This is a genomic window from Kitasatospora albolonga, from assembly GCF_039535905.1.
In the GTDB taxonomy this organism is placed as follows: Bacteria; Actinomycetota; Actinomycetes; order Streptomycetales; family Streptomycetaceae; genus Kitasatospora; species Kitasatospora albolonga.
This window is the reverse complement of sequence record NZ_BAAAYB010000033.1, coordinates 49,140-73,164: the sequence shown is the minus strand read 5'-3', so window position 1 is coordinate 73,164 and position 24,025 is coordinate 49,140. Positions and strand designations below refer to the sequence as shown.

General features: G+C 71.8%; 25 protein-coding genes and 1 pseudogene. 15 read left to right on the top strand and 11 right to left on the bottom strand.

Translation table 11 applies throughout. The features are described 5' to 3' along the window. The first annotated feature begins 85 nt into the window (after positions 1-85). Together ABD946_RS08505 and ABD946_RS08500 are read left to right on the top strand one after the other, a co-directional pair. Positions 86-1,090, top strand: a complete 1,005-nt coding sequence (locus tag ABD946_RS08505; RefSeq protein WP_345281617.1) for an MASE1 domain-containing protein — start codon at positions 86-88, stop codon at positions 1,088-1,090. Between the two features lie 67 nt (positions 1,091-1,157). Next, a complete protein-coding gene (locus ABD946_RS08500; RefSeq protein WP_345281615.1) occupies positions 1,158-1,466 on the top strand; it encodes a hypothetical protein in 309 nt (102 codons plus the stop codon). Between the two features lie 607 nt (positions 1,467-2,073). Here the strand turns inward: ABD946_RS08500 and ABD946_RS08495 are convergent. Further along, positions 2,074-2,784, bottom strand: a complete 711-nt coding sequence (locus tag ABD946_RS08495; RefSeq protein ID WP_345281613.1) for a hypothetical protein — start codon at positions 2,782-2,784, stop codon at positions 2,074-2,076. 327 nt (positions 2,785-3,111) lie between these two features. Between ABD946_RS08495 and ABD946_RS08490 the strand changes: the two genes are divergently transcribed. From ABD946_RS08490 to ABD946_RS08480, 3 genes are all read left to right on the top strand, one after another. Next, a complete protein-coding gene (locus ABD946_RS08490) occupies positions 3,112-4,071 on the top strand; it encodes a hypothetical protein (RefSeq protein ID WP_345281611.1) in 960 nt (319 codons plus the stop codon). Between the two features lie 271 nt (positions 4,072-4,342). Continuing rightward, on the top strand, positions 4,343-4,555 hold the full coding sequence (locus ABD946_RS08485) for a hypothetical protein (protein ID WP_345281609.1): 213 nt from the start codon (positions 4,343-4,345) through the stop codon (positions 4,553-4,555). Between the two features lie 191 nt (positions 4,556-4,746). Next, positions 4,747-5,250 (top strand): hypothetical protein, encoded by a 504-nt coding sequence (locus tag ABD946_RS08480; RefSeq protein WP_345281607.1) that lies wholly within the window; start codon positions 4,747-4,749, stop codon positions 5,248-5,250. Positions 5,251-5,278: 28 nt separating this feature from the next. Here ABD946_RS08480 and ABD946_RS08475 read toward each other — a convergent pair whose 3' ends face one another. Both ABD946_RS08475 and ABD946_RS08470 read right to left on the bottom strand, forming a co-directional pair. Then, positions 5,279-6,850 carry an ISL3 family transposase gene (locus tag ABD946_RS08475; RefSeq protein ID WP_345281605.1) on the bottom strand — a complete coding sequence of 524 codons (1,572 nt, stop codon included), beginning with the start codon at positions 6,848-6,850 and terminating at the stop codon, positions 5,279-5,281. A 275-nt stretch (positions 6,851-7,125) separates the two neighbouring features. Beyond that, positions 7,126-8,367, bottom strand: a pseudogene (locus tag ABD946_RS08470) (IS256 family transposase). Positions 8,368-8,626: 259 nt separating this feature from the next. Between ABD946_RS08470 and ABD946_RS08465 the strand changes: the two are divergent. Together ABD946_RS08465 and ABD946_RS08460 are read left to right on the top strand one after the other, a co-directional pair. Beyond that, positions 8,627-9,283, top strand: coding sequence for a hypothetical protein (locus tag ABD946_RS08465; protein ID WP_345281603.1), 657 nt, complete (start codon positions 8,627-8,629; stop codon positions 9,281-9,283). A gap of 80 nt (positions 9,284-9,363) precedes the next feature. Beyond that, positions 9,364-9,801, top strand: coding sequence for a transposase (locus ABD946_RS08460; protein WP_345281601.1), 438 nt, complete (start codon positions 9,364-9,366; stop codon positions 9,799-9,801). A gap of 3 nt (positions 9,802-9,804) precedes the next feature. Here ABD946_RS08460 and ABD946_RS08455 read toward each other — a convergent pair whose 3' ends face one another. Then, positions 9,805-9,963, bottom strand: coding sequence for a hypothetical protein (locus tag ABD946_RS08455; protein ID WP_345281599.1), 159 nt, complete (start codon positions 9,961-9,963; stop codon positions 9,805-9,807). Between the two features lie 277 nt (positions 9,964-10,240). Here ABD946_RS08455 and ABD946_RS08450 point away from each other — a divergent pair, with 277 nt between their 5' ends. Continuing rightward, the gene (locus ABD946_RS08450; RefSeq protein ID WP_345281597.1) at positions 10,241-10,576 is read left to right on the top strand and encodes a hypothetical protein; all 336 of its coding nucleotides are present in this window, start codon (positions 10,241-10,243) and stop codon (positions 10,574-10,576) included. A 222-nt stretch (positions 10,577-10,798) separates the two neighbouring features. Here the strand turns inward: ABD946_RS08450 and ABD946_RS08445 are convergent, their stop codons facing one another. Next, entirely contained in the window at positions 10,799-11,509 is a 711-nt protein-coding gene (locus ABD946_RS08445; protein ID WP_345281595.1) for a LysM peptidoglycan-binding domain-containing protein, read from the bottom strand. Positions 11,510-12,092: 583 nt separating this feature from the next. On the opposite strand from ABD946_RS08445, the gene ABD946_RS08440 reads away from it, so the two are divergent. Continuing rightward, complete coding sequence (locus ABD946_RS08440; protein ID WP_380149967.1) at positions 12,093-12,506, top strand: SRPBCC family protein; 414 nt, start codon at positions 12,093-12,095, stop codon at positions 12,504-12,506. Here ABD946_RS08440 and ABD946_RS08435 read toward each other — a convergent pair. The 5 genes from ABD946_RS08435 to ABD946_RS08415 all read right to left on the bottom strand — a co-directional run bounded on the left by ABD946_RS08435 (position 12,493) and on the right by ABD946_RS08415 (position 16,843). After that, complete coding sequence (locus ABD946_RS08435; protein WP_345281591.1) at positions 12,493-13,809, bottom strand: MFS transporter; 1,317 nt, start codon at positions 13,807-13,809, stop codon at positions 12,493-12,495. The genes ABD946_RS08440 and ABD946_RS08435 overlap by 14 nt on opposite strands. Beyond that, entirely contained in the window at positions 13,806-14,342 is a 537-nt protein-coding gene (locus ABD946_RS08430; RefSeq protein ID WP_345281589.1) for a glycine-rich domain-containing protein, read from the bottom strand. The genes ABD946_RS08435 and ABD946_RS08430 overlap by 4 nt, the downstream gene beginning before the upstream one ends. Continuing rightward, positions 14,339-15,598, bottom strand: coding sequence for an acyl-CoA synthetase family protein (locus ABD946_RS08425; protein WP_345281651.1), 1,260 nt, complete (start codon positions 15,596-15,598; stop codon positions 14,339-14,341). Before ABD946_RS08425 ends, ABD946_RS08430 begins: the two co-directional genes overlap by 4 nt. Before the next feature lie 94 nt (positions 15,599-15,692). Further along, positions 15,693-15,839, bottom strand: coding sequence for a hypothetical protein (locus ABD946_RS08420; protein WP_345281588.1), 147 nt, complete (start codon positions 15,837-15,839; stop codon positions 15,693-15,695). A 224-nt stretch (positions 15,840-16,063) separates the two neighbouring features. Beyond that, a complete protein-coding gene (locus tag ABD946_RS08415; protein WP_345281586.1) occupies positions 16,064-16,843 on the bottom strand; it encodes an ArsR/SmtB family transcription factor in 780 nt (259 codons plus the stop codon). 66 nt (positions 16,844-16,909) lie between these two features. Between ABD946_RS08415 and ABD946_RS08410 the strand changes: the two genes are divergently transcribed. The 5 genes from ABD946_RS08410 (at position 16,910) to ABD946_RS08390 (ending at position 22,378) form a co-directional block, all read left to right on the top strand. Beyond that, positions 16,910-18,385 (top strand): MFS transporter, encoded by a 1,476-nt coding sequence (locus ABD946_RS08410; RefSeq protein ID WP_345281584.1) that lies wholly within the window; start codon positions 16,910-16,912, stop codon positions 18,383-18,385. Between the two features lie 60 nt (positions 18,386-18,445). Beyond that, positions 18,446-18,910: a hypothetical protein gene (locus tag ABD946_RS08405; RefSeq protein ID WP_345281582.1), complete on the top strand. Its 465-nt coding sequence runs from the start codon at positions 18,446-18,448 to the stop codon at positions 18,908-18,910. Between the two features lie 339 nt (positions 18,911-19,249). After that, positions 19,250-20,362 (top strand): HesA/MoeB/ThiF family protein, encoded by a 1,113-nt coding sequence (locus ABD946_RS08400; RefSeq protein WP_345281581.1) that lies wholly within the window; start codon positions 19,250-19,252, stop codon positions 20,360-20,362. Beyond that, complete coding sequence (locus ABD946_RS08395) at positions 20,359-21,579, top strand: hypothetical protein (protein WP_345281579.1); 1,221 nt, start codon at positions 20,359-20,361, stop codon at positions 21,577-21,579. Before ABD946_RS08400 ends, ABD946_RS08395 begins: the two co-directional genes overlap by 4 nt. Positions 21,580-21,613: 34 nt before the next feature. Continuing rightward, positions 21,614-22,378, top strand: coding sequence for a hypothetical protein (locus ABD946_RS08390; RefSeq protein WP_345281577.1), 765 nt, complete (start codon positions 21,614-21,616; stop codon positions 22,376-22,378). Between the two features lie 56 nt (positions 22,379-22,434). Here the strand turns inward: ABD946_RS08390 and ABD946_RS08385 are convergent, their stop codons facing one another. Beyond that, positions 22,435-23,460 (bottom strand): DUF4190 domain-containing protein, encoded by a 1,026-nt coding sequence (locus tag ABD946_RS08385; protein WP_345281575.1) that lies wholly within the window; start codon positions 23,458-23,460, stop codon positions 22,435-22,437. Between the two features lie 227 nt (positions 23,461-23,687). Between ABD946_RS08385 and ABD946_RS08380 the strand changes: the two genes are divergently transcribed. Next, positions 23,688-24,017: a MazG-like family protein gene (locus ABD946_RS08380; RefSeq protein ID WP_345281573.1), complete on the top strand. Its 330-nt coding sequence runs from the start codon at positions 23,688-23,690 to the stop codon at positions 24,015-24,017. Positions 24,018-24,025 lie beyond the last annotated feature (8 nt).

Genomic DNA, 24,025 nt, shown 5'->3' with positions numbered 1-24,025 from the left:
TGCTCCCCCGCCTGCCGGTGCGCCACCCCACGGACCCCCTTCTCCGCGCGTGTCACCGGCCGGTCCGCCGCCCGGCCGTAGTGTGATGGCTCCTGTGCCGCTGCCCACCGCTCCCCCCACCCGCGACCTCCGCCGCCTGGCGGCCACCGGCGGCCTCCTGCTGGCCGTCACCGCCGTCTACCTGCTGGCCGGACGGCTCGGCCTGATGCAGCAGGTGGTGATCGGCGGGGCGAGGGTCACCCCGCTCTGGCCACCCACCGGCATCGCGCTCGCCGCCCTGCTGCTCTTCGGGCTCCGGGTCTGGCCCGGCGTCGCCCTCGGCGCCTTCCTGGTGATCGCCTCGGGCGGCACCCCGCGCTGGGGCTCCATCGGCATCGTCGCGGGCAACACCCTCGCCCCCGTCGCCGCCTACCTGATGCTCCGTCGGGTCGGCTTCCGGACCGAGCTGGACCGGCTGCGGGACGGGATGGCGCTGGTCTTCCTCGGGGCCTTCGCCGCCATGCTCATCAGCTCCACCGTCGGCGTCGCCGTGCTGGGGCTGAGCGACAGCCTGCCGGACGGCGGCTTCTGGCCCACCTGGTCGGCCTGGTGGGCCGGCGACGCGATGGGGGTCCTGGTGGTCACCCCGCTGCTGCTGGCCCTGCGCATCGTCCGCCTCCCCGACGACCCCGACCTCCTCGACTGGGCCGAGCCCCTGCTCCTCCTGGCCGGGACCGCCACCGTCACGGTCATCGCCACCTCCACCAAACTGAGCGTGCTCTTCCTCGTCTTCCCCTTCCTGATCTGGGCCGCCCTCCGCTTCCAACTCCCGGGCGCCGCACCCTGCGTGGCCATCGTCTCGGTCCTCACCATCACGGCGGCCACCCACCACGCCGGCCCGTTCGCCGACCACGGCCTGGTCGCCGACATGGTGATGCTCCAAGCCCTCAACGCCTGCGCCGCACTCACCGGCCTGCTGCTCTCCGCCATCGTCGCGGAGCAGCGCAGCACCCACCTACGCCTCGAACAGGCCTGCGTCGAACTCGCCGAAGTGGTCCGCCGCCTGGCCCCCACCCACCCCACCGACTGGCTGCCGAACGACGACGACTGAGTTCGACGGGTCTCGCCGAGGTCTGACCGCGCGCGAGTTCTTCGCCTTCATGGGCCGGCGACCAAGCATGGTCGTGGGCAAGAGCTCGTTCGACAGGGTGACCGTCTTCCTTTCCGGCTATGCAACGCACGCCGACCGCCACGGCGGTCCAGACCCTCTCGCCGGCTTCCACGAGTGGCTGGTCGCCCGCCGCGGCCGAGACTGCAACCACGGCTGGCCGGGCCAAGTCCTGCACATCGCTCTGCCCCAAGGATGGGAGGACATCGGGAACCTCCCACCCGAGGAGGAGCAGCGGGCCATCGCGGTCCTGTTCGAGCTCCTCGACGCCTTCCTCGCCGAACGCGAGGTGGCGGGGAACAGCGAGGCACCAGCGTGACCGCACCGCCAGATCGGTCACGTCCGTTGGAGTGGTGTATCGACGGCCACTCGGTGATCCGGTTTCAGGTTGGGCGATGCGGCGGCGCACGACTGCGGCCAGGTCCTCGTCGTCCGTGACCGTCGCGATCCGGCCCCGCAACTCTCCCCCGGAGCAGCAGCACCTACCGGAAGCACGCACGAGCTATCGGCGGTCTGACACGCTGGCGCCATGGAAGACGAGTCCGCTGGTCGGCAAGCAATCGACGAGGGCACACGTCCCTGCGACTTCTGCGGTCACCCGGTGGCCCTGGACTCGATCGACGAACGCGCCTGCCCTGTCTGCGGGGACGGTCACGACAGCATCCGGAGGACTTCATGAGCTGGGACCTGCTTCTGCTTCCCGCTCCCGCCGGCGTCACCGTGGTCGACGAACTCCCGGACGACTTCCACTCCGACCCCCTGGGTTCACGCGCGCAGGTCGCGGCCGCCCTGCGCGAGCGGGTCCCCGGCATAGGCCTCTCCGATCCGGCCCGGGGGCACCTCGCCGGGCCGGCCTGGTCCGTCGAGGTGAACATCGGCTCCGACGCCCCCGTCGAATCGATCATGCTGCACGTCCGGGGCACCGGCTATGACGCCCTGACGGCCGTGTTCCAGATCGCCGACGCGGCCGGCTGCCGGATCCTCGACATCTCCGAGGGCACCTTCCTCACCCCGCACGACGCCGCCACGCGCAATCGCCCACAGGACGGGCTGTGGCCCGGGGCGAGGTGGTCGCCGGGTTCGGAGACGGCGATCAGGTTGCCGCGGGGGTAGCCCCAGTTCTCGAGGCGGTGCTCGGAGGTCAGGCACAGCAGCCGCCCACCGGGGGTGACGGAAACGGTGGCGGCGAACGGGTCGTCGGTCTGCGGCTCGTCGCTCCAGCTGGGCCGATCGTCCATGTGCCAGGCGGCCAGCAGCCGGTCCAGTTCCGGGGTGAACAGGTGGGTGTTGCCGGGCTTGCCGCTCAGCACGAGCGTCCCGTCGGGGAGCAGCGTCAGGCTCTCGCTGCGGCGGACCGTCGAGGTTGGGCCGGCGCCGCCCGGCGCCTCGTGCGTGATCACGGCGGTGGTCCGGGTGTCGCCGTCCGGGCCGTGACGGGTGATCAACTGGCAGATGAAGTCCCGGCCGTCGTCGACCCCGCCATACCGGGTTTGCCGCCACAGGCCGCTGAGTACGTACGTCTCACCGTCCGGAGTACCCACCGCGTGCCGCACCGCACGGTGCCAGTCGCCTGCCTCCGGTTCCAGACCGGTGGCGCTGACCAGGGACGCGGGGACTGTGACCGGGAAGATCGTCATGGGAGACATCCTCGCCCACGGTTGTGCCACCTCCGGCCCCCGGGGCCGGGCCGCCCCAGCCAGCAGTTTGACAAGCCGTCACGCTCACCCGGGCCGTCCTGCTCAGCATCTGAGCCTGCCGGAGCCGGATGTGGGCCTGCGCGGGGCGCTTGGTCCGGGTAGTGGTCGACGGTCAGCGCGGTGCGGCTCCTGCCGAGAAGTCACCGCTGCCGGCGCTGGCCACCGTCCCGCCCGGCCCAATCGCCACCAGGGCCCAGCACTGGCAGCGGCGAGACGGAGGTGGGGGGTGGAGTCCGCCCAGGTGCTCCGTGTGACTATCCTTCCGAGGTGATCAGAACGCTGCTCCTGCCATTCCGAACTGCTCGACTGGACCGAACCTACGGCCGCACGGAGCTGATAGCCGCCCGCGATGCCATCCGGCGCGGCGACACATCATCCGTGGTCCATTCGATGGCAGATTTCTCCGACCATAACGTCAGGGCTGATATTGCCTACGTGGCGGCCGAAGAACTGGTACGTCTGCACGGGACGGAAATCCCCACCTCACTCCAGCACTCGTTTGAGAACCTGGCAGACGACGCGAATTCCTGGACGCTTCGCGGAGCCCATGAGGTTCTGAGGGCATGGCAGATTCGCGGGTATGCGCGGGCCAGCCAGACGGACCAAGCCGCGTTCCGCGGGTTCCGGGACACCCTCCACGGCGCCGAGCAGATCTGCTACACAGCCGCAGGTTATGCTCCCGAGGACCCGCTGCCATGGGTCTTTCTCGTGCACATGGCCCGAGGCCAGCAGATCGGCCCCCGCCGGACGCTGGAGCGGTTCGCCGAACTGGACCGCCGCAGTCCAGCTCACCTGCACGGAAACGAACAGATGGTCCTCTCCTTGTCCCCGAAGTGGGGCACCCCTTTCCCGGTGCTGCAGAACGCCATCGAGGAGCAGCGCAGCACCGCTCCGGCCGGATCGCCCGTGCACCTGAACATCGTGCAGGCCTACATCGAGCTATGGTTCGACAGCCCCGCCAGTGAGCGGCTCGGGGTGACTGCCAAGTACTCCATACGAAACACGATCGAAAAGGCCGTCGACGGATGGCTTGAGCACGGAAACACCGAAGGCCAGCACGCACTGCACAACTACTGCGCCTTCTGGTATTCACTCACGGGACAACACGACCGGGCAAAGCCACATTTTGAGGCAGCAGCTGGATATATCAAGGCATTCCCCTGGTCCTACCACCTGTTCCCGGTGCGCAGCTTCCAGAAGAGCAGCCGGGCGGCCAGGAAAGCCTGAAAAGCGCGTTCTGCCCTGGCCAGAGGTGTTCGGTAATTGCTGCGGGGGCGGTCACCACTACATCATCCGGAGGACTTCATGAGCTGGGACCTGCTTCTGCTTCCCGCTCCCGCCGACGTCACCGCGGTCGACGGACTCCCGGACGACTTCCGCTCCGACCCCCTGGGCTCACGCGAGCACGTCGCGGCCGCCCTGCGCGAGCGGATCCCCGGCATCGACCTCACCGATCCGGCCTGGGGGACACCTCGCCGGCCCGGCCTGGTCCGTCGAGGTGAACATCGGCTCCGACGACCCCGTCGAATCGATCATGCTGCACGTCCGGGGAACCGGCTATGACGCCCTGACGGCCGTGTTCCGGATCGCCGACGCGGTCGGCTGCCGGGTCCTCGACATCTCCGAGGGCACCTTCCTTGCCTCGCACGACGCCGCCACGAGCTCGCACGCCTTCCAGGACCACCGGGACGGCGTCATACGCGAGGCCTGACCAACCCAGCCCACAGCGGCGTGCGTACACCTGACCAGGTGACTACTTGTCACACCGGGCAGGGAGATCAGTTGTCTGCCCACAAGGCATTCGACTGACCGTCAGAACGGATCTCGGCGGCTCTGGCGCGAGTTCCGTGATCGGCGCGATCCCCTGGTCAGCCCGTGGTGGCCATAGGGCATGCTGGTGCGGTGAGTGATCCCCAGACAGAGTGGCAGGCGTGGCTGAACGGCCTGGATGCCAAGTCGCAGGCCCTGGCACTGTCGTTGCGTGCCCAGCTCGATGCTCTTGGTGCGGCTGACGCTGCGGACTGGGTCAGGTCGGAGTTGAGCGAGGACTTGCCGCAGCTCGCCCGGTTCATGCTGCTCCGAAGCCTGTGGCGTAGTCCGATCAACGACTGGGCCGATCCGGGTGCCCTCGATCAACTCCCAGCCGCCAAGCGGCTCCTTGCCGCCGGCGCGGACCGGGCCGACCTGGTTCTCCTGGCTCGGGCAGTGGCCTATGAGTCGGTGTTCACGACGCTAGACGAGCTTGACGCCGGCGGTGATGTGAACGCCTCGGGCGTCGAAGTCGGCTGGAGGGTGATGGAGACCGGGGAGGACCTCTCTCCGACGGGGCGCGTCCTCGCGGGTCTGCACGAGGATCTCCTCACGATGGATCCCAGTGGGCGTGACGGAGCTGACCTGTGGCGATAGGGCAGTCCCCTGACTGACTGCCCAGCCCTCACGGCCGGGTGAGGAGCACGCGCCTGCGGAGGAGGTCGAGCTTCGCTCGGCCGAACATCTGGCGCTTGATCATCTTGATGCGGTTGACGTGCCCCTCGACCGGGCCGGAGTTCCAGCGGAGCGTGAGGCCGGCCAGGACGGCGTCCCAGTCCTTGCGCAGACCGGTGGCGAACTTTCGCAGTTCAGGCAGGACGCTGCTCTCGGCATCCGCGGTCCACTGCTCAAGTTCTTCCTGGCCCCGGCGGTTGACGAGGATGGAGGCGAACCGGGTGACGAGGTCGCAGGCGGCGTCCAAGTCCGGGCTGCGGTCGCGGAGTTCCTTCAGGACGACGCGGTCGGCTTCTGACCGGTTGTCAGGGTGGGTGAGGATCAGCCAGGTCACCTCGCGGACCTTGGGGATCGGCGTGTGGGTGGTCGGCTTGGCGTTCTCACGCAGCCGGTGCACGAAGCGGCGCACGGTCCGCTCGCTGACGGTCAGTCCGGGCTCGGCAAGTTCGCGGTGGAGGCGGTCGGCGCTGTAGCAGCCCTCGTTGAAGCGGGCGATCAGGTAGGCGGCATGGCCGTCCAGACTGCTCTGTCGGCCACTGGGCCGCGAACCGATCAGCTCCTCGGGGGTGGCCGCGCGCATGAACCTGCAGACGGTCTTCGGGTCCAGGCCCAGTTCGGCGACGATCTCCTTGTGGCGGACGCCCTTGCTCACCAGCGCGTGCACGGCCGCATGCCGCGCACGGGTTCGCTGAACCCGCCGCCCGTCGGCCACCTCGGGCAGCACCACTTCCTCCTTCTCAGGCGCGGGCGGCACCCACTGCTGGCGGAGGCGGGCGACGGCTCGCTCGGCCGCCTCGCCAAGGTTCTGCCACAGGTGGAACCTGTCCGCGACCTGCGTGGCGGTGCCGGCACCGCGGTCCGCGCCCTCAGCGTAGTAGCGGGCCCGGTCGCGGCAGATCACCTCGACTCCGGGGTGCTCGGTGAGCCAGGCGGCAAGGCCGTCGGCGGACCGTTCGGGCAGGACATCGACCGGACGGCGGCCTTCAATATCGATCAGGACCGTGCCGTAATGGTGACCCTTGCGCAAGGCGAAGTCGTCGACGCCGAGCACGCGCACCGGCTCGGTGGCCGGGTCCGGCAGCGCGCGGATCAGGCGGATCAGAGCGTCCCGGCCGACGCCGACCGCCAGGTGCTCGGCCAGCCGGGCACCGGCCCGGCCGCCCAGCGACAGGGCGACGGCCTCACGGACCTTCCGCAACGGCACCGTGCACCGGCCGTACCGGAACGTCAGGCCCGGGATCTGCTCGGCGAAGGTCCGCTTCCCGCACTCCTCGTTGTCACAGAAGAACCGGCGGACCCGCAGGTGCAGCACCAGCTCCTGCCCGCAGACCGCGGTGTCGCCGATCCGCCGCTCGTAACCGCTGTGAACCCGCTCGGACCAGGCCCCGCAGCCCGGGCAGCTCGCGCCGGCCGTCCGGCCCCGGGCGTGAACACGGACCGACCGGCCAGCCGATCCGACGAACTCGACGTGCAACAACGCGAACTGAGGGAACAGGACGGCCAGAAGATCAGCAACAGACACCCGTCATGATCGCTAACTGGCAGCATCCCCGGGTGGCTTTCACGGAACGTGCGCCCCGGCCGTTTACAGGAGTCGCCTCCCAGGACGGTCCGCGCCCTGTGCGGGCTGGGTGGTGGTCCGGGATGGCGGGGTGCGAAAATTCGTGCAGGTCACCGCTCATATGCCGGGTTCCGAGCGGTTCCGGCCGAGGCCGACGGTGAGCGGACGGAAGGACAGAAGAGGGTCACGTCCGCTGGAGTGGTGTATCGACGGCCACTCGGTGATCCGTTTTCAGGCTATGCGGTGAGTGCGGTCGGGGTGGTCTCGTCGGGGGTTTCTCCCTCGATCGGGTGGAGGCGGCAGCGGCCGAGGATCTCGGAGCCGATGTAGCGGCGTTGTTCGGCCCATTCGTCGCTCTGCTCGGCCAGGACTGCGCCGATCAGCGCGAATGACCGAGCTGCGGTCGGGGAAGATCCCGACGACGTCGGTGCGGCGCCGGATCTCCTTGTTCAGCCGCTCCTGCGGGTTGTTCGACCAGATCGACTTCCAGACCGTGCGAGGGGAAAGCGGCGAAGGCCAGCAGGTCCTCGCGGGCGGCCTCCAAGTGCTCTGCGGCCTTGGGGAATCGCTCGTCGAGGGCGGCGATGACGGTCGCCATCTGCTGGCGCACGACCTTCGCGTCGGGCTGTTCGAACACGGTCCGCAGCAGGGTGGCAACCCAGGGCTGGGCGGACTTCGGGGACCTGCGAGAGCAGATTCCTGGCGTAGTGCGTTCGGCACCGCTGCCAGGACGCGCCGGGCAGGGTCGCGCCGATCGCGTCCACCAGGCCGGCGTGGGCGTCGGAGACGACGAGCTTGACGCCGCCCAGGCCGCGGGCGACCAGCGAGCGCAGGAAGGCCAGCCAGCCAGCGCCGTCCTCGCTGGTGGCGACGTCCAGGCCCAGAACCTCGCGCTGGCCCTCGTTGTTGACCCCGACCGCGACCAGGCAGTGGACGTTGACGACGCGGCCGCCCTCACGGACCTTCTGGGTGAGGGCGTCGACCCAGACGAAGGTGTAGGGGCCCTGGTCAAGTGGGCGGTTTCGGAACTCGGCGACCCGCTCGTCCAAGTGCTTTGCCATCTCGGAGACTTGGGACTTGGAGAGCTGGGTGACACCCATACTCTCGGCGAGCTTCTCCACCCGCCGGGTCGAGACGCCGAGCAGGTAGCAGGTGGCGACCACGGAGACCAGGGCCTGCTCGGCCCGGCGCCGGCGCTCCAGCAGCCAGCTCGGGAAGTAGGTCCCGGAGCGGACGCGCGGGATGGCCAGGTCGATCGTGCCGACACGCGTGTCCCAGTCCCGGTTCCGGTAGCCGTTACGGGAGTTGACCCGGTCCTCGCCGGGGCGGCCGTACTCGCCGCCGCAGGCCCGGTCCACATCCGCGGACATCATCGCCTCCGCGAACGTCTTCACCATCGCCCGCAACAAGTCGGGACTCGCCGAGGCGAGGTTCTCCTCCAGGAGGGCGGCAAGCGGCAGACTGTCGGGTGCGGTCATCGTGTTGGTCTCCTCTTCGTGACGTCAGACATCTCGAAGGATCAACCGGTGGCCGTTCTACGTTCTCAGGCGACACCCGTCACCGGGACGAAACCCCCGGAACGGGTAGAACCCGTACACCACTTCCCTGGACGCAACCCAGAAGAGCGTGGGAACGTACGGAACCGGGCTGTACTCGGACGACACCGCGTGCGGTGTCCGTGATGCGTACCGCGAGGCTCTGGAAGCGGGAGCGGATGCGGAGGAAGCCCGGGCACGGGTGCTGAATGCCTTCGCCGAGGAACTCTCCGATCCGGACGAGTACGTCGTGGTGCGGCTGACACTGGCGGACACCCAGTTCAGGCTCGGTCGGCTGAGCGAGCCCGCCCGGCAGGAAGCCCTCACCATGCTGGACGCCGGCGGCGACCTGGAACGCTGGGAGGAAGCCGGGGCCGCGGAGGTACGCCGACGTGCTGCCGTCCTGCAACGGCTCCGAGCCCGCCTGGAGAGCCCGCAACCCGAACCACGCCCGGTCCGTGTCCGCCTCCCGAAACCGGCGCGGACCGTCCCCGGCCGGGTGTACGCGTACCGGGCAAGGAGCGGGCAACCGTACCTGATCCGGGTGGTCGGCACTGCGGACGTGGGCTGCTCAACGGGCCCGGTCGTCCGGTTCCTCGACCATCCAGGGCCCGGCCTGCCGGACGCGGCCCACTTGGCGGAGATCCCCGAGCGGCGCTACCACCCAAGCTGGAAGCGGACCGAGGTGATCATCGCGGACGACGGCGTAGCCGCACGCGAGCACGCCGGGCTGATCCTGGTCGGCGAGCATGCCCACACGCCACCGCCCCCATCCCCCAACGGCCGGACGGTCTCCACCTGGACGCAACTCTGTGCGTACGTGGAGACCCGCGACAACCTGGCCCCGACCGGCAACTGACTCGGTGTAGCTCGCCGTGACTGCCAACTGGCAACACCTGTAGGCGACTTTCACGGAATCCGCGCCAGAGTCATCTCGGCGTGTCCGCTGACACCTACGCGACAATCCTCGTCGACATGACCACCCGTCACCCTGTCGACATCCTGGCAGACCGCGCCACCAGCACCTTCGCCACCTGGCTGCGAGACCATCCGGAGGTCCGGGTCGTCTGCCGCGACCGTGCCGGCTCGTTCCGCGAGTGGGCCCAGGCTGGAGCCCCGCGGGCCGTGCAGGTGGCGGATGCCTGGCATCTGCTGAACAACCTGGCCCAAGCGGTCGAGCGTGTCATCGGACGACACCGCGTCGACCTGCGAGAACCCCTCACCTCACACGGCGAAGGCCCGCACCGTCACGGACGGGCGATGTGGTGGGCGCGCCCCGATCCGCCGGAATCTATGACGGGGCAGTCCTTGGATTCCGCCAGCCGGGATGGGGCAGGGAGATCACTACCGGACTCCCCGGCCATCCCTGCCCAGTAGGGCTCAGACGGGCTTGGGCGAAGGGAGCACGCTGTTGTTGATGTTGATGTAGCCGAGCTCCGCCGGAGAACCGGCCCGGCCGTCGGCCACTCCCAGCTGGACGGTGACGCCGACGGCGAGCGCGGTGAGCAGGGCAGCTGCGAGCAGGCGTGAGATGCGCATTGGTTCCCCCGTGTGGCTACGGCTCCGCCTGGTCGGCGGTGCTGCAGTCGCGATGCTCGCAAGCACAAGACCCGCACCGCAAGCACCAATTGGGCACGATCTCCGGGCCGACCGATCCCGTAGGACTCACCGGCCCGCTCGGCCGGCCGGGCGAAAGGCTCGTGGGGCGGACGCGGGGGCCTCACGCCGAGCTTGCCACCTGTACCCAGGTACAGGTTTACCGTCGTAGACGTCCCCGGCGCGCACCGCGTACGGGGAGACACGAGGAGCGGGGCCGATGACGGAGCTGAACTGGGTGCCGACCTCGTGCACCCTGCCGACGGTGGAGCAGCCGCTGCGGGTGGCCGAGTGGGACGCGCTGTTCGCCGACCGCCTGACCACAGTTTCCCGACCGGACCGGCTCCGGCTGAACCTGTTGCTCGCCGGGGGCGAAGGCGTCGAGGAGCAGGTGCGGGAGTTGGCGGGACGGGAGAGCGGGTGCTGCTCGTTCTTCACCTTCACCGTGACCCTGGTCGACGGCGAGGTGCAGCTCGGCGTCGCGGTCGACCGATCCCACGAGGCCGTGCTGACCGCCCTGCATGACCGGATCCGCACCGACGGCGGCCGGCCGTGAGCGCCGAAGGGCTGCGCAAAACGGCTCGGCTTCATCCTGGAGGAGATCGCCGAACGGCTGGAGACCGGCCGCCATCGCCACGGACTCCAGGAACGGGCCCGCGCCAAGCTCGCCGAGGATCGGCGGCCAGGCCAGGTGCAGGTCACGGACGCGACGAAGCTCCCCTTCACCGACCGGGGTCGGTGAAGGGGAGCTTCGTGGTCTGCCGGTTCCGACCGTGGGTCAGATGCTGAGGACCTGGCCGGGCAGGATCATGTCGATGTCGCTGCCGATGACCTGGGCGTTGTTGCCGTACAGGGTGGTGAGGTCGACGCCGTGGGCGGCGGCGATGGCGCCGAGGGTGTCGCCGCTCTTGACGGTGTAGCTGCCACCGGTGCTCTTCTGCGCGGGGGCGGCCGCGGTGTCCGGGGTGGTCTTGGCGACGGGCTTGCGCTCAGTGCCGCGCGAGGCGGCCTGGGTGTCGTTCTTCGGCGCGGCCTTGGTGCTCTGGTCGGCCTGCTTGGTGGACTTCACCGGGGCGCTGGTGTCGGTCTGGGCCGGGGCGCCGCCCTTGGTGAGGCCGGCCTTGACGGAGCAGACGGGCCAGGCGCCGGGGCCCTGGGAGGCGAGGACCTTCTCGGCGACCGCGATCTGCTGGCCCTTGGTGGCCTGGGCGGCGGAGGAGGCGTACTGGGTGCCGCCGTAGGCGGCCCAGGTGCTCGGAGTGAACTGCAGGCCGCCGGAGAACCCGTTGCCGGTGTTGATGTTCCAGTTGCCGGTGCTCTCGCACTGGGCCACCGAGTCCCAGGTCGAGGAGGACGCGGCGGAGGCCGAGGTGGCCGTGACGAGGCCCGCAACCGGAAGGGCGGCCACAGCACCGCCCACCAGGACCATCCGCAGGCGGTTGCGCTTGACGGAGGTGGAGGTGGCGGTGGTCTCGTGACGGAAGGTCATGCAGATCCTTTCGGAAGTCCCGGGGCGGACAGCACGGAGCGGGCCCTGAACAGTGGGCTGGGTCTCCGGGGTGTCGCACGCGGCGGGCGGCTGTTCACACGAGGGGTGTGGTGGGCCGCCCCGGTCACCTTGACCGCGTGTGCCCGGCCGCCTGTGGGGCGGGGGCCGCGGGTGGTGGGCCCGGGTGGTGCGCTGTGCACTGGTTACGAAGCTACGAGCGGTCGGGGGTCTGGGACAAGCATTTCGGCGAAATGCCAGCTCAGGGCGGCGTTACCGAAGGTACGGCCGAGCCCGGACCCCCGATTCCAAGGGCCCGCCGGACCCACCGCAAGATCCATCCGGGCCCCGATGTGGCCCCCGTCACCCCGCCCGGACGGTGACGCCGGGCACATCGTCGACCCACCGCAAGGACACGACCACGGACCGTCGGCCCCGCCACCACCAACGGGTGGCCCCCCTCACAGCCGCACCCCGTGGACCCGGCGCGCAATCCGCCGGCGGGTCGGCGCCGAACACCCACCGAGGGCACCGGCCCGGCAGACGGACGCGAGCGGGAGGACCGATGATCAGCGTGGAGCGCAGCATGCGCGTCGAACGGTCGGCCGAGGAGGTGCTGCACTACCTCGCCGACTTCGCGAACACCGTGGAGTGGGACCCGGGGACCGAGGCCTGTGTCCGTCTCGACGGCGGGCCGGTCGTCCGTGGGGCGCAGTGGCGGAACACCTCACGGTTCCGGGGGCGGCTGACCGAGCTGACCTACCGTCTGGAGCGGTACGACCCGGGGCGCTTGGTGTTCGTCGGACGCAACCGCACCGTCACCGCCACCGACGACATCGCGGTCCGCCCGGCCGACGGGGGCGGCACGTTGGTGCACTACCGCGCCTCCCTGCGCTTCCACGGCTTCGCCCGGCTCGCCGCCCCCTTCCTGCGCGGCGAGTTCGAGGGCCTCGCCGACGCGGTGGCGGAACGGCTGCCCCGGGTGCTCACCGGCCCCTGACCCCGCCCCGGCCCCGGACCCGGCCCCGGGCCGCCGCGACGGTGACGGGGACGACCAGCAGGGCAAGAAGTGCTCCGCAGACCGCGAGCACCGGGTAGCCGCCGGCGGCGACGACCACCCCGGAGGCGAGTCCGCCGGTGCTGCCCGCGACGGCGAGGGCGCCGTCCACCGATCCCTGGGCGCTCGCCCGCCGTTCGACCGGAACGGCCGCCGTGACGATGGCCGTCCCGCTGACCAGGCCGAGGTTCCAGCCGAGGCCGAGCAGCACCAGGGCTACAGCCAGGGCGCCAACGGAGTGACCAGGCGCGGCCGCCGCGAGGACGCCCGCCGCCGCCAGGGTCAGCCCGCCCGCTGCCGTGACCGGCAGCGGCCCGAAGCGGTCCACCAGCCAGCCGCTGACCGGGGAGGGCAGGAACATCGCGCCCACGTGCAGGCCGATGACCAGTCCGGCGGCGCCGGTGCCGTGTCCGTGGTGGCCGAGGTGGACCGGGGTCATCGTCATCACGGCGATCATCACCGCCTGGCCGAGCAGCATGACCCACAGTCCGGTCGCCACCCCGGGCCCGCGGGACGCCGCAGCACCGGTGGTCGGCTCCGCGAGACGTTCCGCGGGACGTTCCGCGGGCGCCTCGGCCGAGTCCGCCGCACCGACGGCCAGCCGGCGGGCGAGCAGCAGCGGATCGGGCCTGAGCAGCACCCCGATCAGCACCGCCGCCGCCCCGTACGCGAGCGCAGCGAGCAGGAACGGCCCGGCCAGCGGCGGGATGCCCCATCCCTCGGCGGCCTCGCCGGAGACGGTGACCAGGTTCGGCCCGACCACCGCCCCGAAGGTGGTCGCGAGCAGCACCACGCCGGCCGCCCGGCCGCGCCGGTGCGGCGCGGCCAGGTCGGCACCGGCGTAGCGGGCCTGGAGGTTGGTGGCGGTGCCCGCCCCGTACACCAGCAGCGCGAACAGGAGCAGGGCGACGTGCTGGGCGGCCACGGCGGCGACCACGCCGAGGCTGCCGAGCGCTCCGGCCGCGTAGCCGGCGGCCAGTCCGGGGCGGCGGCCGTACCGTTGGCAGAGTCGGCCGATGGCGAGGGCGCCGAGGACGGCCCCGCCGGTGAACAGGGCGCTCGGCACACCGGCCAGGCCGGTCGAGCCGAGCAGGTCGTCGGCGAGCAGCGCGCCGACGGTGATGCCCGCGGCGAGCCCGGTGCCGCTGAGGGTCTGAGCCGCGATCAGGACGGCCAGGGTGCGGCGCTGTTCGGGCGGGTCGGCGGACGGGAGGGCCGCCGGGGTGGCGGCCGCGGCGGCGCTCACCCGGCGGCGAGCGGCTGGAGGGACGAGATCTCCGCCAGCGACATGTCGAGCTGCTGGTGGAGGTAGCGCACGATGGTCCAGTGCGCCGTCGCCTCCTCGTCGAAGGGGCCGAACTCCCGGCAGTAGAGCGGGATCCAGCGCAGGGCCTGCTCCGCTGCGACCTCCCGCCCGGGCTCCTGCTGGTAGGCCTCGTAGCCGATGCTGCGGTGGTGGACGAAGAAGCCGCCGGGCAGGCGCTCGCAGAGGGCGGCGTACTCGCGGGTCTGCAGGATCAGGAAGTGCCAGACCTCGTCGATGTGCTGCTCGACCGGCAGGAACAACCCCGCGAGGGCGTCCCGGTGACGGGAGATCAGGTAGAGGTAGCGCAGGCACTCCAGGACCTGACGCTCGGCGCCCTGCGGGCCGTCCCCGGTGATGGCGGCGGCTTGGGCGACGGCCTCGGCGTGCAGCTCCTCGCCGAGCAGCGACCGTAGTTCGGCGGCCGTGACGAAGGTGCCGGGGACACCTGGGGTGCCGGAGGGCTGACTGGTCATCGGGCTCCGTCCGCTGGTCGGCCGTCGGCCGCGAGCCAGGCGTATTTGCCGGACGCGCCGATCGGCAGGTGCTGGTGGTGGGCGATCCGGCCGGGCCGGCCGGTGAGGTCCCGGACGGCGCGGGCGAGCGCCCCGGTCTCGGCCGGGCCGGGCGGGAGGCCGTCGAAGGTGGTGCAGTGGAGCACGGCGCCACCGGCCTCGGTGACGGCCAGGTGCTGGAGGAAGACCTGCGGGGCGATGTCGCTGACCACGTCGTCCAGATCGCCCTGGGCGACGGGCCCGTGCGGACCGGCCAGCAGCTCCTTCTCCCGCCCGCAGAAGCGGGTGATCCGCTCCGGGTCGGCGGAGCCGTCCGCCGTGCGGACGCAGTCGCCGGAACGGTAACGGACCAGCGGCATCCAGGGGTTGCGCACGCTGGTGACGATCAGGCTGTGGATGTGACTGCCGGGGGCGACGGGGAGGAGTTCGACGCTCATGCCGTGCAGGTAGGGGTGGTAGTCGCCGCCACTGTCCGCGTAGTAGAGGTAGCCGAGTTCGGTGCTGCCGAAGAGGTCGACGACCGGGCAGTGGAAGCGCTCGCGGAGGTACCGGGAGACGTTGCGCGGGGTGTACTCGTAGGCGTGCACGATGGCGGCCGGCCGGGGGAACCGATCCCACAGGTCCCAGCGGTCGGTCTTCCGCACCAGATGGGCGAGGTGGCTCGACGAGCAGTCCAGCAGGTAGCGCCCCTGGGGGTGCGCCGCGGCGGCCTCCCGCATCTCGCCGAGCATCCGCTCGACCTCACCACGGCTCCAACCCGCCGGGTCGAGGCGGAGGTTGAGGTAGACGGTGCGCCCGTCCAGCCGCCGGTCGTCCAGCTCCGGCTCGGCGACGGCGGTTCCCCCGCGCTTGCGGGCGTTGACCCGGGCGACGTGCTCGGTGGCGAGCACCGTGGTCAGCGAGACCCGTCGGCAGCCCTCCCGCCAGCTCGCGGCGAGGTCGGGGTGTTCGCTCCACAGCCGGTAGTAGGAGTGCAGCAGGAAGTACGGCGGGCGGATGATCTGCATCCGGGCGTGGTTGGTCCCGGTGGAGAGCACGTACTCGGCCTCGCCCGCCTCCAGGGCGGCGGCGAGGGCGGGCGTCATCCAGTTGCCGGGGAAGCCGCGGGCGATCTCGGGCTTCTCCAGCACGGGGAAGTGGCCCCGTTCGATCGAACTGCGGTAGATCGGGACGTCCTTGATCCGGTCGACCACGTCGGCGGTCGGCTGGCCGTTCACTGTCACCCCCGGGGTGGGTACGGGCGGCTGGGTGGTCCACGCACGGGTGGCCGGGCCGGGGCACCGGCACGGCCACCCGGCTACCGGTGGTGCGTCAGGAGACGCAGCCGGACTTCGCGACGCTGATACAGCCCTCCTTGGCCACGCTGATGCAGCCGTCCTTGGCGGTGGACGCCGAGTTGACGGCGACCCAGCCCTTCCACTTGTCGTCCTGGGTCATCTTGGCGATGAGCTGTTCCACGGGCACCTCCGGGATGAGGAGTGGGCAAACGACCCCTTTGAGGTCGCCATGCCAAAGCTAAAGGGATGGTCAAGAACGTGTCAACGACGCGCAATGTGACGAACCTCGAACCGGATTCGCGTTTGCCCGGCCTGACGGCCGGTCAGAGCGGGTCGGGGCACAGGGTGGTGGTCCGGATCCGCAGCCCCGAACTCCTCCGCCAACTCCGCCGGTTGACGTCGTCCTCACTCCCCGAGGACGACCCCGAGGGTGCGGTTCAGCCCACGCGAGCCCGCCTCCGTGAGGTGGACGACCCGAGGGCTGGGGCCCCAGCGCACCCAGTCCAGGGCGAACAGGCGCGCGCTGAGTGCGGCACCCAGGCCGCCGGCCAGGTGGTGCTGCTGCTCGCTCCAGTCGACGCAGTACCGGACGGCGGGACGGCGCGACGCCAACTCCGCGCTGTCGATGCCGAGTTCGGCGAGCACCGGCCGACCGGCCGGAGCGAGGACGTAGGCGAGGTCGCGGCCGTAGGAGGCCGGTCGGTCGCGGACGGCCTCGCCGGGGCGGTGCACACCGTCGTGCCCGGTCAGCACGCCGCGCTCCAGCAGGCCGCGCATCAGGGCCACGCCGAGCCGCCCGGCCAGGTGGTCGTAGCAGGAGCGGGCCCGGTGCAGGGCGTTGGCGCGGTTGCCCTGCTTGAGCGAGGTGACCGGCAGCGGCGGAGCGATCACGGCGAGGGCCTCCAGCGCCGCACTCACCTCGGGTCCGGCGAGCCGGTGGAGGCGGTGCCTGCCCTGGCGTTCGACGGTGACCAGCCCGCCCTCGACCAGCTTGGCCAGGTGCACGCTGGCGGTCGCCGCACCGATGCCCGCCTCCTCCGCCAGTGCCCCGGCGGTGAGCGGGCGGCCGTCGCCGAGGCACTTGAGGATGGCGGCCCGCGACGGATCGGCGATGAGCGCGGCGGCGCGCGCGACGTCGGTCTGGTACTTGAAGGCAGGGGCGCGACGGTCACTGGCGTTGGGCACGACCCCAACCCTAGGCCCGGCACGTTTCGTCGGGTGACGAAGCGTCCGGGGCCGATGCTCGTCACCATGACCACCGCAGCGACCCACCACCCACCTGGCCTCCGGGATCATCCGCGCCCGGACCGGCTCGCCCTGGCACCCCTGCTCACCCTCAGCCTCGGCTACTTCCTGGTGATGCTGGACGTCACCGCCGTCAACGTCGCGCTCCCCTCGGTCCGCTCCGACCTCGGCACCGACGCCTCCGCGCTGCAGTGGATCGTCGACGGGTACAGCACCGTCTTCGCCGCGCTGCTCCTGCTCGGCGGCGCCCTGACCGACCGGCACGGCCCGCGCCGCACGTTCCTCGCCGGGCTCGGCCTCTTCACTACCGCCTCCGCCGCCTGTGCCCTGGCCGCCACCCCCGGTGCGCTGATCGCCGGACGGCTCGGCCAGGGCGCCGGGGCCGCGCTGCTCGTCCCGGCCTCGCTGGCCCTGCTCCAGGCCGTCTACCCCGACCGCGCGGTACGGGCCCGGGCCGTCGCCGTCTGGGGTGCCGTCGCGGCGGTCGCCTTCGGCGCCGGTCCGGCGGTCGGCGGGCTGCTCGTCGCGGCCGCCGACTGGCGGGCGGTGTTCTGGCTGAACCTGCCCGTCGGCGTCCTCGGCCTCCTCCTGACCCTGCGGCACTTCCCCGCCGCCCAGCCCCGCCTGACGCCCCGGTCGTCCGATCCGGCGGGCCAACTGCTCGCCGTCCTCGGCCTGGCAGGGGTGGCCGGCGGCCTCAACGAGGCGGGCCCGCGCGGCTGGGCCTCCCCCGTCACGCTCTCCGCCCTCGGCCTCGGAGCGGCAGCCCTGTGGGCCTTCGTCCTCGTCGAGCGCGGCCTGGAGCGCGGCCTGGAGCGCGGGCAGGGCGCACGCACGCCGCTGCTCCCTCCGTCGCTGTTCCGTTCCCGGGCCTTCGCCGCGACCACCCTCATCGGACTGCTGATCAGCTTCGGCTACTACGGCATGCTCTTCCTGGTCACCCTCCAGTTCCAGCAGGAGCGCCACTTCAGCGCGCTGCAGACCGGCCTGGCCCTGCTCCCCTCGGCCGCCATGGGCCTGCTCGCCGCCCCACTGTTCGGCCGGGTGACCGCCCGCACCGGCCCGTACCTCCCGATGCTCGCCGGCCTGCTGCTCGGCTCCGCCGGCTTCCTGGGCTGGACCTTCGCCGGGCCCGACACCCCCTACCCGGCCCTCCTCTTCGCCCTGATCGCCACCGGCCTCGGACAGACCACCACGGCCCTCGCCGCCGTCGCCGCCGTCGTCGAGACCGCCCCGCCCGCCGGTGCGGGCGTCGCCACGGCCGTGTTCAACGTCGCCCGGCAGATCGGCAGTGCGGTGGGCGTGGCCCTCTTCGGGACCTTGGCCGCGACCTCGCACGACTTCAGCGCCGGCCTCCGGCTGTCCGCCGGCCTCGCGGCAGCGGCCTTCGCCACCGGGGCGCTGCTCGCCCGCCCGGCGCGCCCCGCCACCTCCTCCACCCACCCCTCACGGCACGGAAGTTGTCAGCACACGGAGCACTGACGGAGACTCGGACCGCCTGCTCACGGGGGAACTTCCGGAGAAGACCCGAAGGAGAACCACATGCGCATCACACGATCGACCGCAGCCCGGACGACCGTCGCCGCTTCCGCTCTCGGGCTGGGCCTGGTGACCGCCGCCCCCGCGACGGCCGCGGACAGCGGCAGCTGGCGCGCGTACGGCAACACCAACCCGATCACCTCCAGCTCCGCCACCTGGCACTGCGCCGGGAGCAGGACGATCGCCGCCGACGTGCTCGCCCAGGTCTGCGCGATCAGGTCGGCGGGCGGCGGCTCCGTCCAGGGAGCCGTGATCGTGCGCAACAACCGGTCCGCCCTCTTCTCGGTCCACGCGGCGATGGACCTCTACAACTCCGCCGGTCCGCTAGGCACTTGGGCCTGCTCCTCCTCGGGCGTCGGGGCGAACTCCTGGTCGGTGTGCTTCGGGAAGACTCTCTCCCAGAGCGCCGCGGTGGACTCCGTGGGAGCGGCCAACAACGTGGACCTCGGCCTCTCCCCCAAGGTCTGATCGGATCCCGCTCCGCACTGCGGTCCCCCACCCGCGCATCCCGCCCACACCCTCGCGCCCGAACAGGGGACGGCGGACCCATGTGCCCGGGACCCCGGGCGGGTGATGGTGGTGCGACTCCGGGGCCACGGCCCGCAGACGCACCGACACCCGGGAGGGAGGTGTCCCATGGCGATCGTCGTCCGCCGGCTCGAGAAGATCGAGACCACCGCCGGCTGTGAGCTGACCAACGACTGCTGATCCACACCCGGCCGGGGAGTCGGCCGCGGCCCCGCCGCTCCGCCGACTCCCCTCCCGGTCCGCAGCGCGCGGAGAGGAACCACCGTGATACGGCCCAGAGTGAAGCCCGTCCTCCCCCCGATCCCCCTCGGCGACGGCCGCATCCGGCTCGGCACCGACCTCGGCATCGCCGCCGACCTGCAGGACGACGCCCGGGGGCACACCTGGCACCTGCTGAACCTCCTCGACGGCACCCTGACGACGGCCCAGGTCATCGAGTCGATGCTCCGCTTCGACCCGGCCGTCCGTCCGGAGGAGGTCGCGGCGGCCGTCGCCGGTCTCGACGAGGCCGGCTTCCTGGAGGACGCCGCAGCCGAGCCCCCAGCGGTGCTCAGCGAGGCCGAAGTGGTGCGCTACCGCCGCAACTTCGAGTTCTTCTCGCACTTCCACCAGCCCGGCACCACCCGCTTCGACCACCAGGAGCGCCTCAAGCTGGCCCGGGTCACCGTGGTCGGCCTCGGCGGCCTCGGCACCTTCACCGCCCTGTCGCTGGCCGCGCTCGGCGTCGGCGAGCTGACCCTGGTGGACCACGACGTGGTCGACCCCTCCAACCTCAACCGCCAAGTCCTGTACGGCGCTTCGGACATCGGCCGCCCGAAGGCGGAGGCCGCCGCCGAGCAGCTGGCCGCGGTGAACCCGCACACCGCCGTCACCGCGCACGTCGCCCGGGTGGCGGGGGTCGCGGACGCCCGGCGCTGGACCACCGGCCGCGACCTGGTCGTCTGCGCGGCCGACCGGCCGCGGCTGCGGATCTACGAGTGGTTCAACGCGGCGGCCCTGGCGGAGGACGTCCCGTGGGTGCGCGCGGGCAACTCCGGCCTGACGGTCAGTGCGTTCCTGCACGTCCCGCGCGAGACGGCCTGCTTCGACTGCGTCCAGCGCACCGCGCGCGAACAGTCCGCGGACTACGCCGCGGCCGCCACCTACATCGTCGAGCAGCTCGGCGAGACCGGGGTCAACCCCTGCACCGCCCCGGTGGCCGGTCTGGTCGGCAACATCACCGCGCTGGAGGTCACCAAGCAGCTCACCGGCGCGGCCGTCCCGGCCATCCGGGGGCGCCGGCTGGTCCTCGACCTCCAGCGGATGGAGATCGAGTACGCGGACGGCATCCGGCGGCCCGACTGCCCGTCCTGCTCCGTCCCCGCCGACTCCACTCCGGGGCAGCGGACATGACCACCCCGCTGACCGACACCAGCACCGTCGAACTCCACCCGCTGCACATCGGACCGCCCGAGGACGGAGTGCACGAGGTGGGGCGCCCCGACACCGGCACCTTCATCGGCCTCCCGGGCGAGGGCGTGGCCGTCATCGAGTGGCTCTCCAGCGGCCTCACCCTCGCCGAGGCGGGCGAACGCTTCACCCAACGCTACGGATCGGCACCGGAGTTGGCGGACTTCCTGGCCGCCCTGGAGGAGTGCGGCTTCGTCCGCGCGATCGACGGGCGGGCCGTCCAGGCCGAGGACACCACGGCCGAGGCCACCCGGCCGCGCGGATGGCGGCTGCTGTCGGGCCTCCCGCAGTCGGCCGTCGGCTGGCTCCTCGCACCACCTCTGCGCGTGCTGTACGCCCTGGTCTGGCTCGCCGTGCCCGCCCTCCTGCTGGCCCGCCCCGAACTCCTCCCGCGCTCCGGCGACGCCCTCGTCCACCCCCGCCCGATGACCAGCATGATCGTCCTCACCCTGATCGGCTGGGCCCTGATCTTCCTGCACGAGCTGGCCCACCTCCTCACCGCCCGCGCCAGGGGCTGCGTCGGCTCGCTGTCGGTCGGCCGCCGGATGTACTTCCTGGTCGCCCAGACCGACATGACCGGCGTGCGCGCCCTCCCCCGCAAGGAGCGCTACGCCCCCTACCTGGCCGGCATCACCTTCGACCTGTCCGTCCTGCTGGTCTGCTGGACGCTGCGCCTGTCCGGCCTCGACAGCGGCTACGCCCGGGCCGTGGCCTACCTGTGCGCCGTCCAGTTCGTCTTCCAGTGCGCGGTGTTCCTGCGCACCGACCTCTACTACGTGCTCACCAACTGGCTCCGCCTCGGCAACCTCAACGCCGACGCCCGCCTGATGCTGCACAACCTGACGAACCGTCTGCGCGGGCGCCCCCCGACCCCCCTCACCGGCATCCCGGAGCGCGAGCAGCGCATCATCCGCCGCTACCTCCCCCTGCACGTCCTCGGCATCCTGATCGCCCTCGCCAACCTCTGCTGGCTGGTCGTCCCGGCCACCGTCTCCCTGGTCCGCCGCTCCGTCGAGGCCCTCACCTCCGGCGACCTGCTCACCCGCCTCGACGGCCTCGGCTTCCTCCTGATCCTCACCCTGAACCTCGGCACCCTCCTCACCGTCACCGTCCGCGAACGCCGCACGGCCGCCCACGGCCAGGGCCCGCCCGCCTCGTGACGCGGCGTCAGCCGGTCGGCCTAGACTCGCCGGAATGAACACCGCGATCCCCGCCGATGCCGATCTCGCCCGCCTGGTCGACGTGCTGCCCGCCACCTCCCCGTCCGCCGGCCACGACCGCGCCGAACGGGAACGGCTCGCCCGCGCCGCCTTCGCCGCCGAACGCCCCGAGGAGCAGCCCGACCACTGGTGGCTGGCGGTGCCGGGCGAGACGTACGAGGCCGCCTTCGAGGTGCTGGGCCTGCACGAGCGGATCCCGGTGACGGCGCGCTACGGGCAGGAGGCGCAGCAGGAGGACACCAAGTACGCACCGGAGGCGGTGCACCGGGTGTACGTCACGCCCGAGTACGCGGGCTGGCGGCTGATCTACGCCAACGAGCCGCTGGGGACGACTGCTTGGGGCCTGCACGAGGTGATCGAGCGGCTCAGCAAGGCGTGCGGCCGGGCCCAGGTGTACTACCAGGACCCGTTCGCCGACGCGGTGATCTGGGCGGCGGCCGAGGACGGCGAGGTGGTCCGGGGCTACTGGCGCCACGAGGACTCCGAGTGGACCGGAACGCCGCTGCCCTGGGAGACCGTGCTGACCGAGGCGGACTTCGCGGAGGACCCGGACGAGTACGAGGCCTACGCCGACGACCCCGGCCGGGCGGAGACCACCGACGTCAACACCGCCGCCGCACACCTGTCGGTGGACCCGGCCACGATCGACGCCGACACCCCGGTCCGCGGCCACGGCTGGCTCGCCCTGACGGCACCCGGCGCCGGCCACGACGGCTTCGACGGGCAGCTGCGGCTCTGACCCGACCCGCCGGTGACCGGCGACGCGGAGCTCACGAGCGGGACCGTGTCCCCGGGTCAGCCGGAGAGTCCGATGGCCTTCCGCAGGTCGCGGTTGGCGGGGCCGAAGGCCAGGTCCTGGAGGTCGGCGACGGCCCGTTCCACCGTCGCGGTGTTCTGGTCCGTGCGCACGGTCCGGGCGAGGACGGCCAGCTCGTCGAGTTCGAGGCGGTACTTGTCCACCAGCGGCTTCTTGGAGCTGCCCCAGTCGCGGCCGTCGATCGCCGCCCGGGTGCCCGTGACGGCGTCGGCCACCTGGCGGGCGTACTCACGGTGCTCCTCGGCCGCCTCGGCGACCGCCTTGTCCGGCCAGGTGGTCAGGAGCACCTCCAGGTCGCGGGTGGCGGCGAGGTAGGCCATCTGCTTGGTGGAGAGGAGGCCGGCGTCCTGCCGGAGCGAACCGCTGCGGGCCTGCTCCGTCTCGATCAGGCAGACGACCTTCATGTGATCGTCGACGATGATCATTCGGTTTCCCGCGTCGTCGGGCAGCCGCAGGGCGTCGGGGGCGTAGTCCCCTCGCATGCCCGCGCACTTCCGGTCGAGCACCGCGTCGTCGGGGAGTTCACGACCGGGCAGGCTGGCCACGGCAGTGACCTCCGCGTGGTGCGGCCGGTCGCACGGCACGGTGGCCAGCGCGTCCTCGAGCCTGCCGACCCCGACCACCTCCACGAGGCACTGACCCGTGGTCAGCTCCACCAGCAGGGTCTTCTCCTCAGGGGCCTTCCCCGCCACCTTCGGGGCCGGGCGGTCCAGCAGTCCCGGGACGACCAGCGCCAGCGCCACGAGCCAGGCCGCCGACAGGACCACACCCGTGACCGCGCGCCCGCGCCGCCGGCGCGGACGGCCGCCCTGCGGGCGCAGCGCGGCCAGGCCGACGCCGATCCCGGCCAGCGCACCGATCCCGGTGAACCCCAGCGCCCCGAGGACGAGCGCCGCGGTCGCCCCGCGGTCGCTTCCGGCCGGTTCGGGCTCCGGCGCTCCGGCGACCGGGCTGTCGGCGGGCCGGTCGGCGACGGCACCGTGCGGGTCGGGTATCGATGACACCTTGCGTGGCTCCCCTGTGAGTCGAAGATCGCCGAGGCGGCGGTCACGCGACCATAGCCGAGCGGGCCCCGTCCTCGCTCCGAGGTCCGAGGCCCCGGCTCTGGCTCTGGCTCTGGCTCCGGCCGGGAGCGGCGGAAGGCCCTGATCGAAAAGGCACCGTTCGGGCCGGGTTCGCCGGGAACCGCCCGGGTTGAACACCAGAATCGAACGACGCCATCATCGACTCCGTGAACGAGACCTGGCAGAGCATCAACGTCCATGCGGAGCACCTGAGTTCGGCGTCCAGCCTGCCGCTCGAACAGCAGTGGCTGGTGCAGACCGTCAAGCTCCAGGAGGAGTGCGGAGAGGTCGCCGAAGCCGTCATCGGCGCCCTCGGCGAGAATCCGCGCAAGGGCTTCTCCCACACCTGGGACGACGTCCGGGCGGAGGTGTGCGACGTGATCGTCACCGGCATGGTGATGCTGGCCCGGATGGGCGGCGACCCCGCCTGGTACTTCGAGGAGCACCTTCGCGGTGTCACCGACCGCGCCGGGCTGCGCGAGGACCGCACCTCCTGACCGACACG

What these genes read in the sequence shown, in the direction of transcription:
- ABD946_RS08505 (WP_345281617.1), top strand. Translation starts at nt 86, where the DNA reads ATGGCTCCTGTGCCGCTGCCCACCGCTCCCCCCACCCGCGACCTCCGC.
- ABD946_RS08500 (WP_345281615.1), top strand. Translation starts at nt 1,158, where the DNA reads ATGGTCGTGGGCAAGAGCTCGTTCGACAGGGTGACCGTCTTCCTTTCC.
- ABD946_RS08495 (WP_345281613.1), bottom strand. Translation starts at nt 2,784, where the DNA reads ATGACGATCTTCCCGGTCACAGTCCCCGCGTCCCTGGTCAGCGCCACC.
- ABD946_RS08455 (WP_345281599.1), bottom strand. Translation starts at nt 9,963, where the DNA reads ATGCGCATCTCACGCCTGCTCGCAGCTGCCCTGCTCACCGCGCTCGCC.
- ABD946_RS08450 (WP_345281597.1), top strand. Translation starts at nt 10,241, where the DNA reads ATGACGGAGCTGAACTGGGTGCCGACCTCGTGCACCCTGCCGACGGTG.
- ABD946_RS08445 (WP_345281595.1), bottom strand. Translation starts at nt 11,509, where the DNA reads ATGACCTTCCGTCACGAGACCACCGCCACCTCCACCTCCGTCAAGCGC.
- ABD946_RS08440 (WP_380149967.1), top strand. Translation starts at nt 12,093, where the DNA reads ATGCGCGTCGAACGGTCGGCCGAGGAGGTGCTGCACTACCTCGCCGAC.
- ABD946_RS08430 (WP_345281589.1), bottom strand. Translation starts at nt 14,342, where the DNA reads ATGACCAGTCAGCCCTCCGGCACCCCAGGTGTCCCCGGCACCTTCGTC.
- ABD946_RS08410 (WP_345281584.1), top strand. Translation starts at nt 16,910, where the DNA reads ATGACCACCGCAGCGACCCACCACCCACCTGGCCTCCGGGATCATCCG.
- ABD946_RS08405 (WP_345281582.1), top strand. Translation starts at nt 18,446, where the DNA reads ATGCGCATCACACGATCGACCGCAGCCCGGACGACCGTCGCCGCTTCC.
- ABD946_RS08395 (WP_345281579.1), top strand. Translation starts at nt 20,359, where the DNA reads ATGACCACCCCGCTGACCGACACCAGCACCGTCGAACTCCACCCGCTG.
- ABD946_RS08390 (WP_345281577.1), top strand. Translation starts at nt 21,614, where the DNA reads ATGAACACCGCGATCCCCGCCGATGCCGATCTCGCCCGCCTGGTCGAC.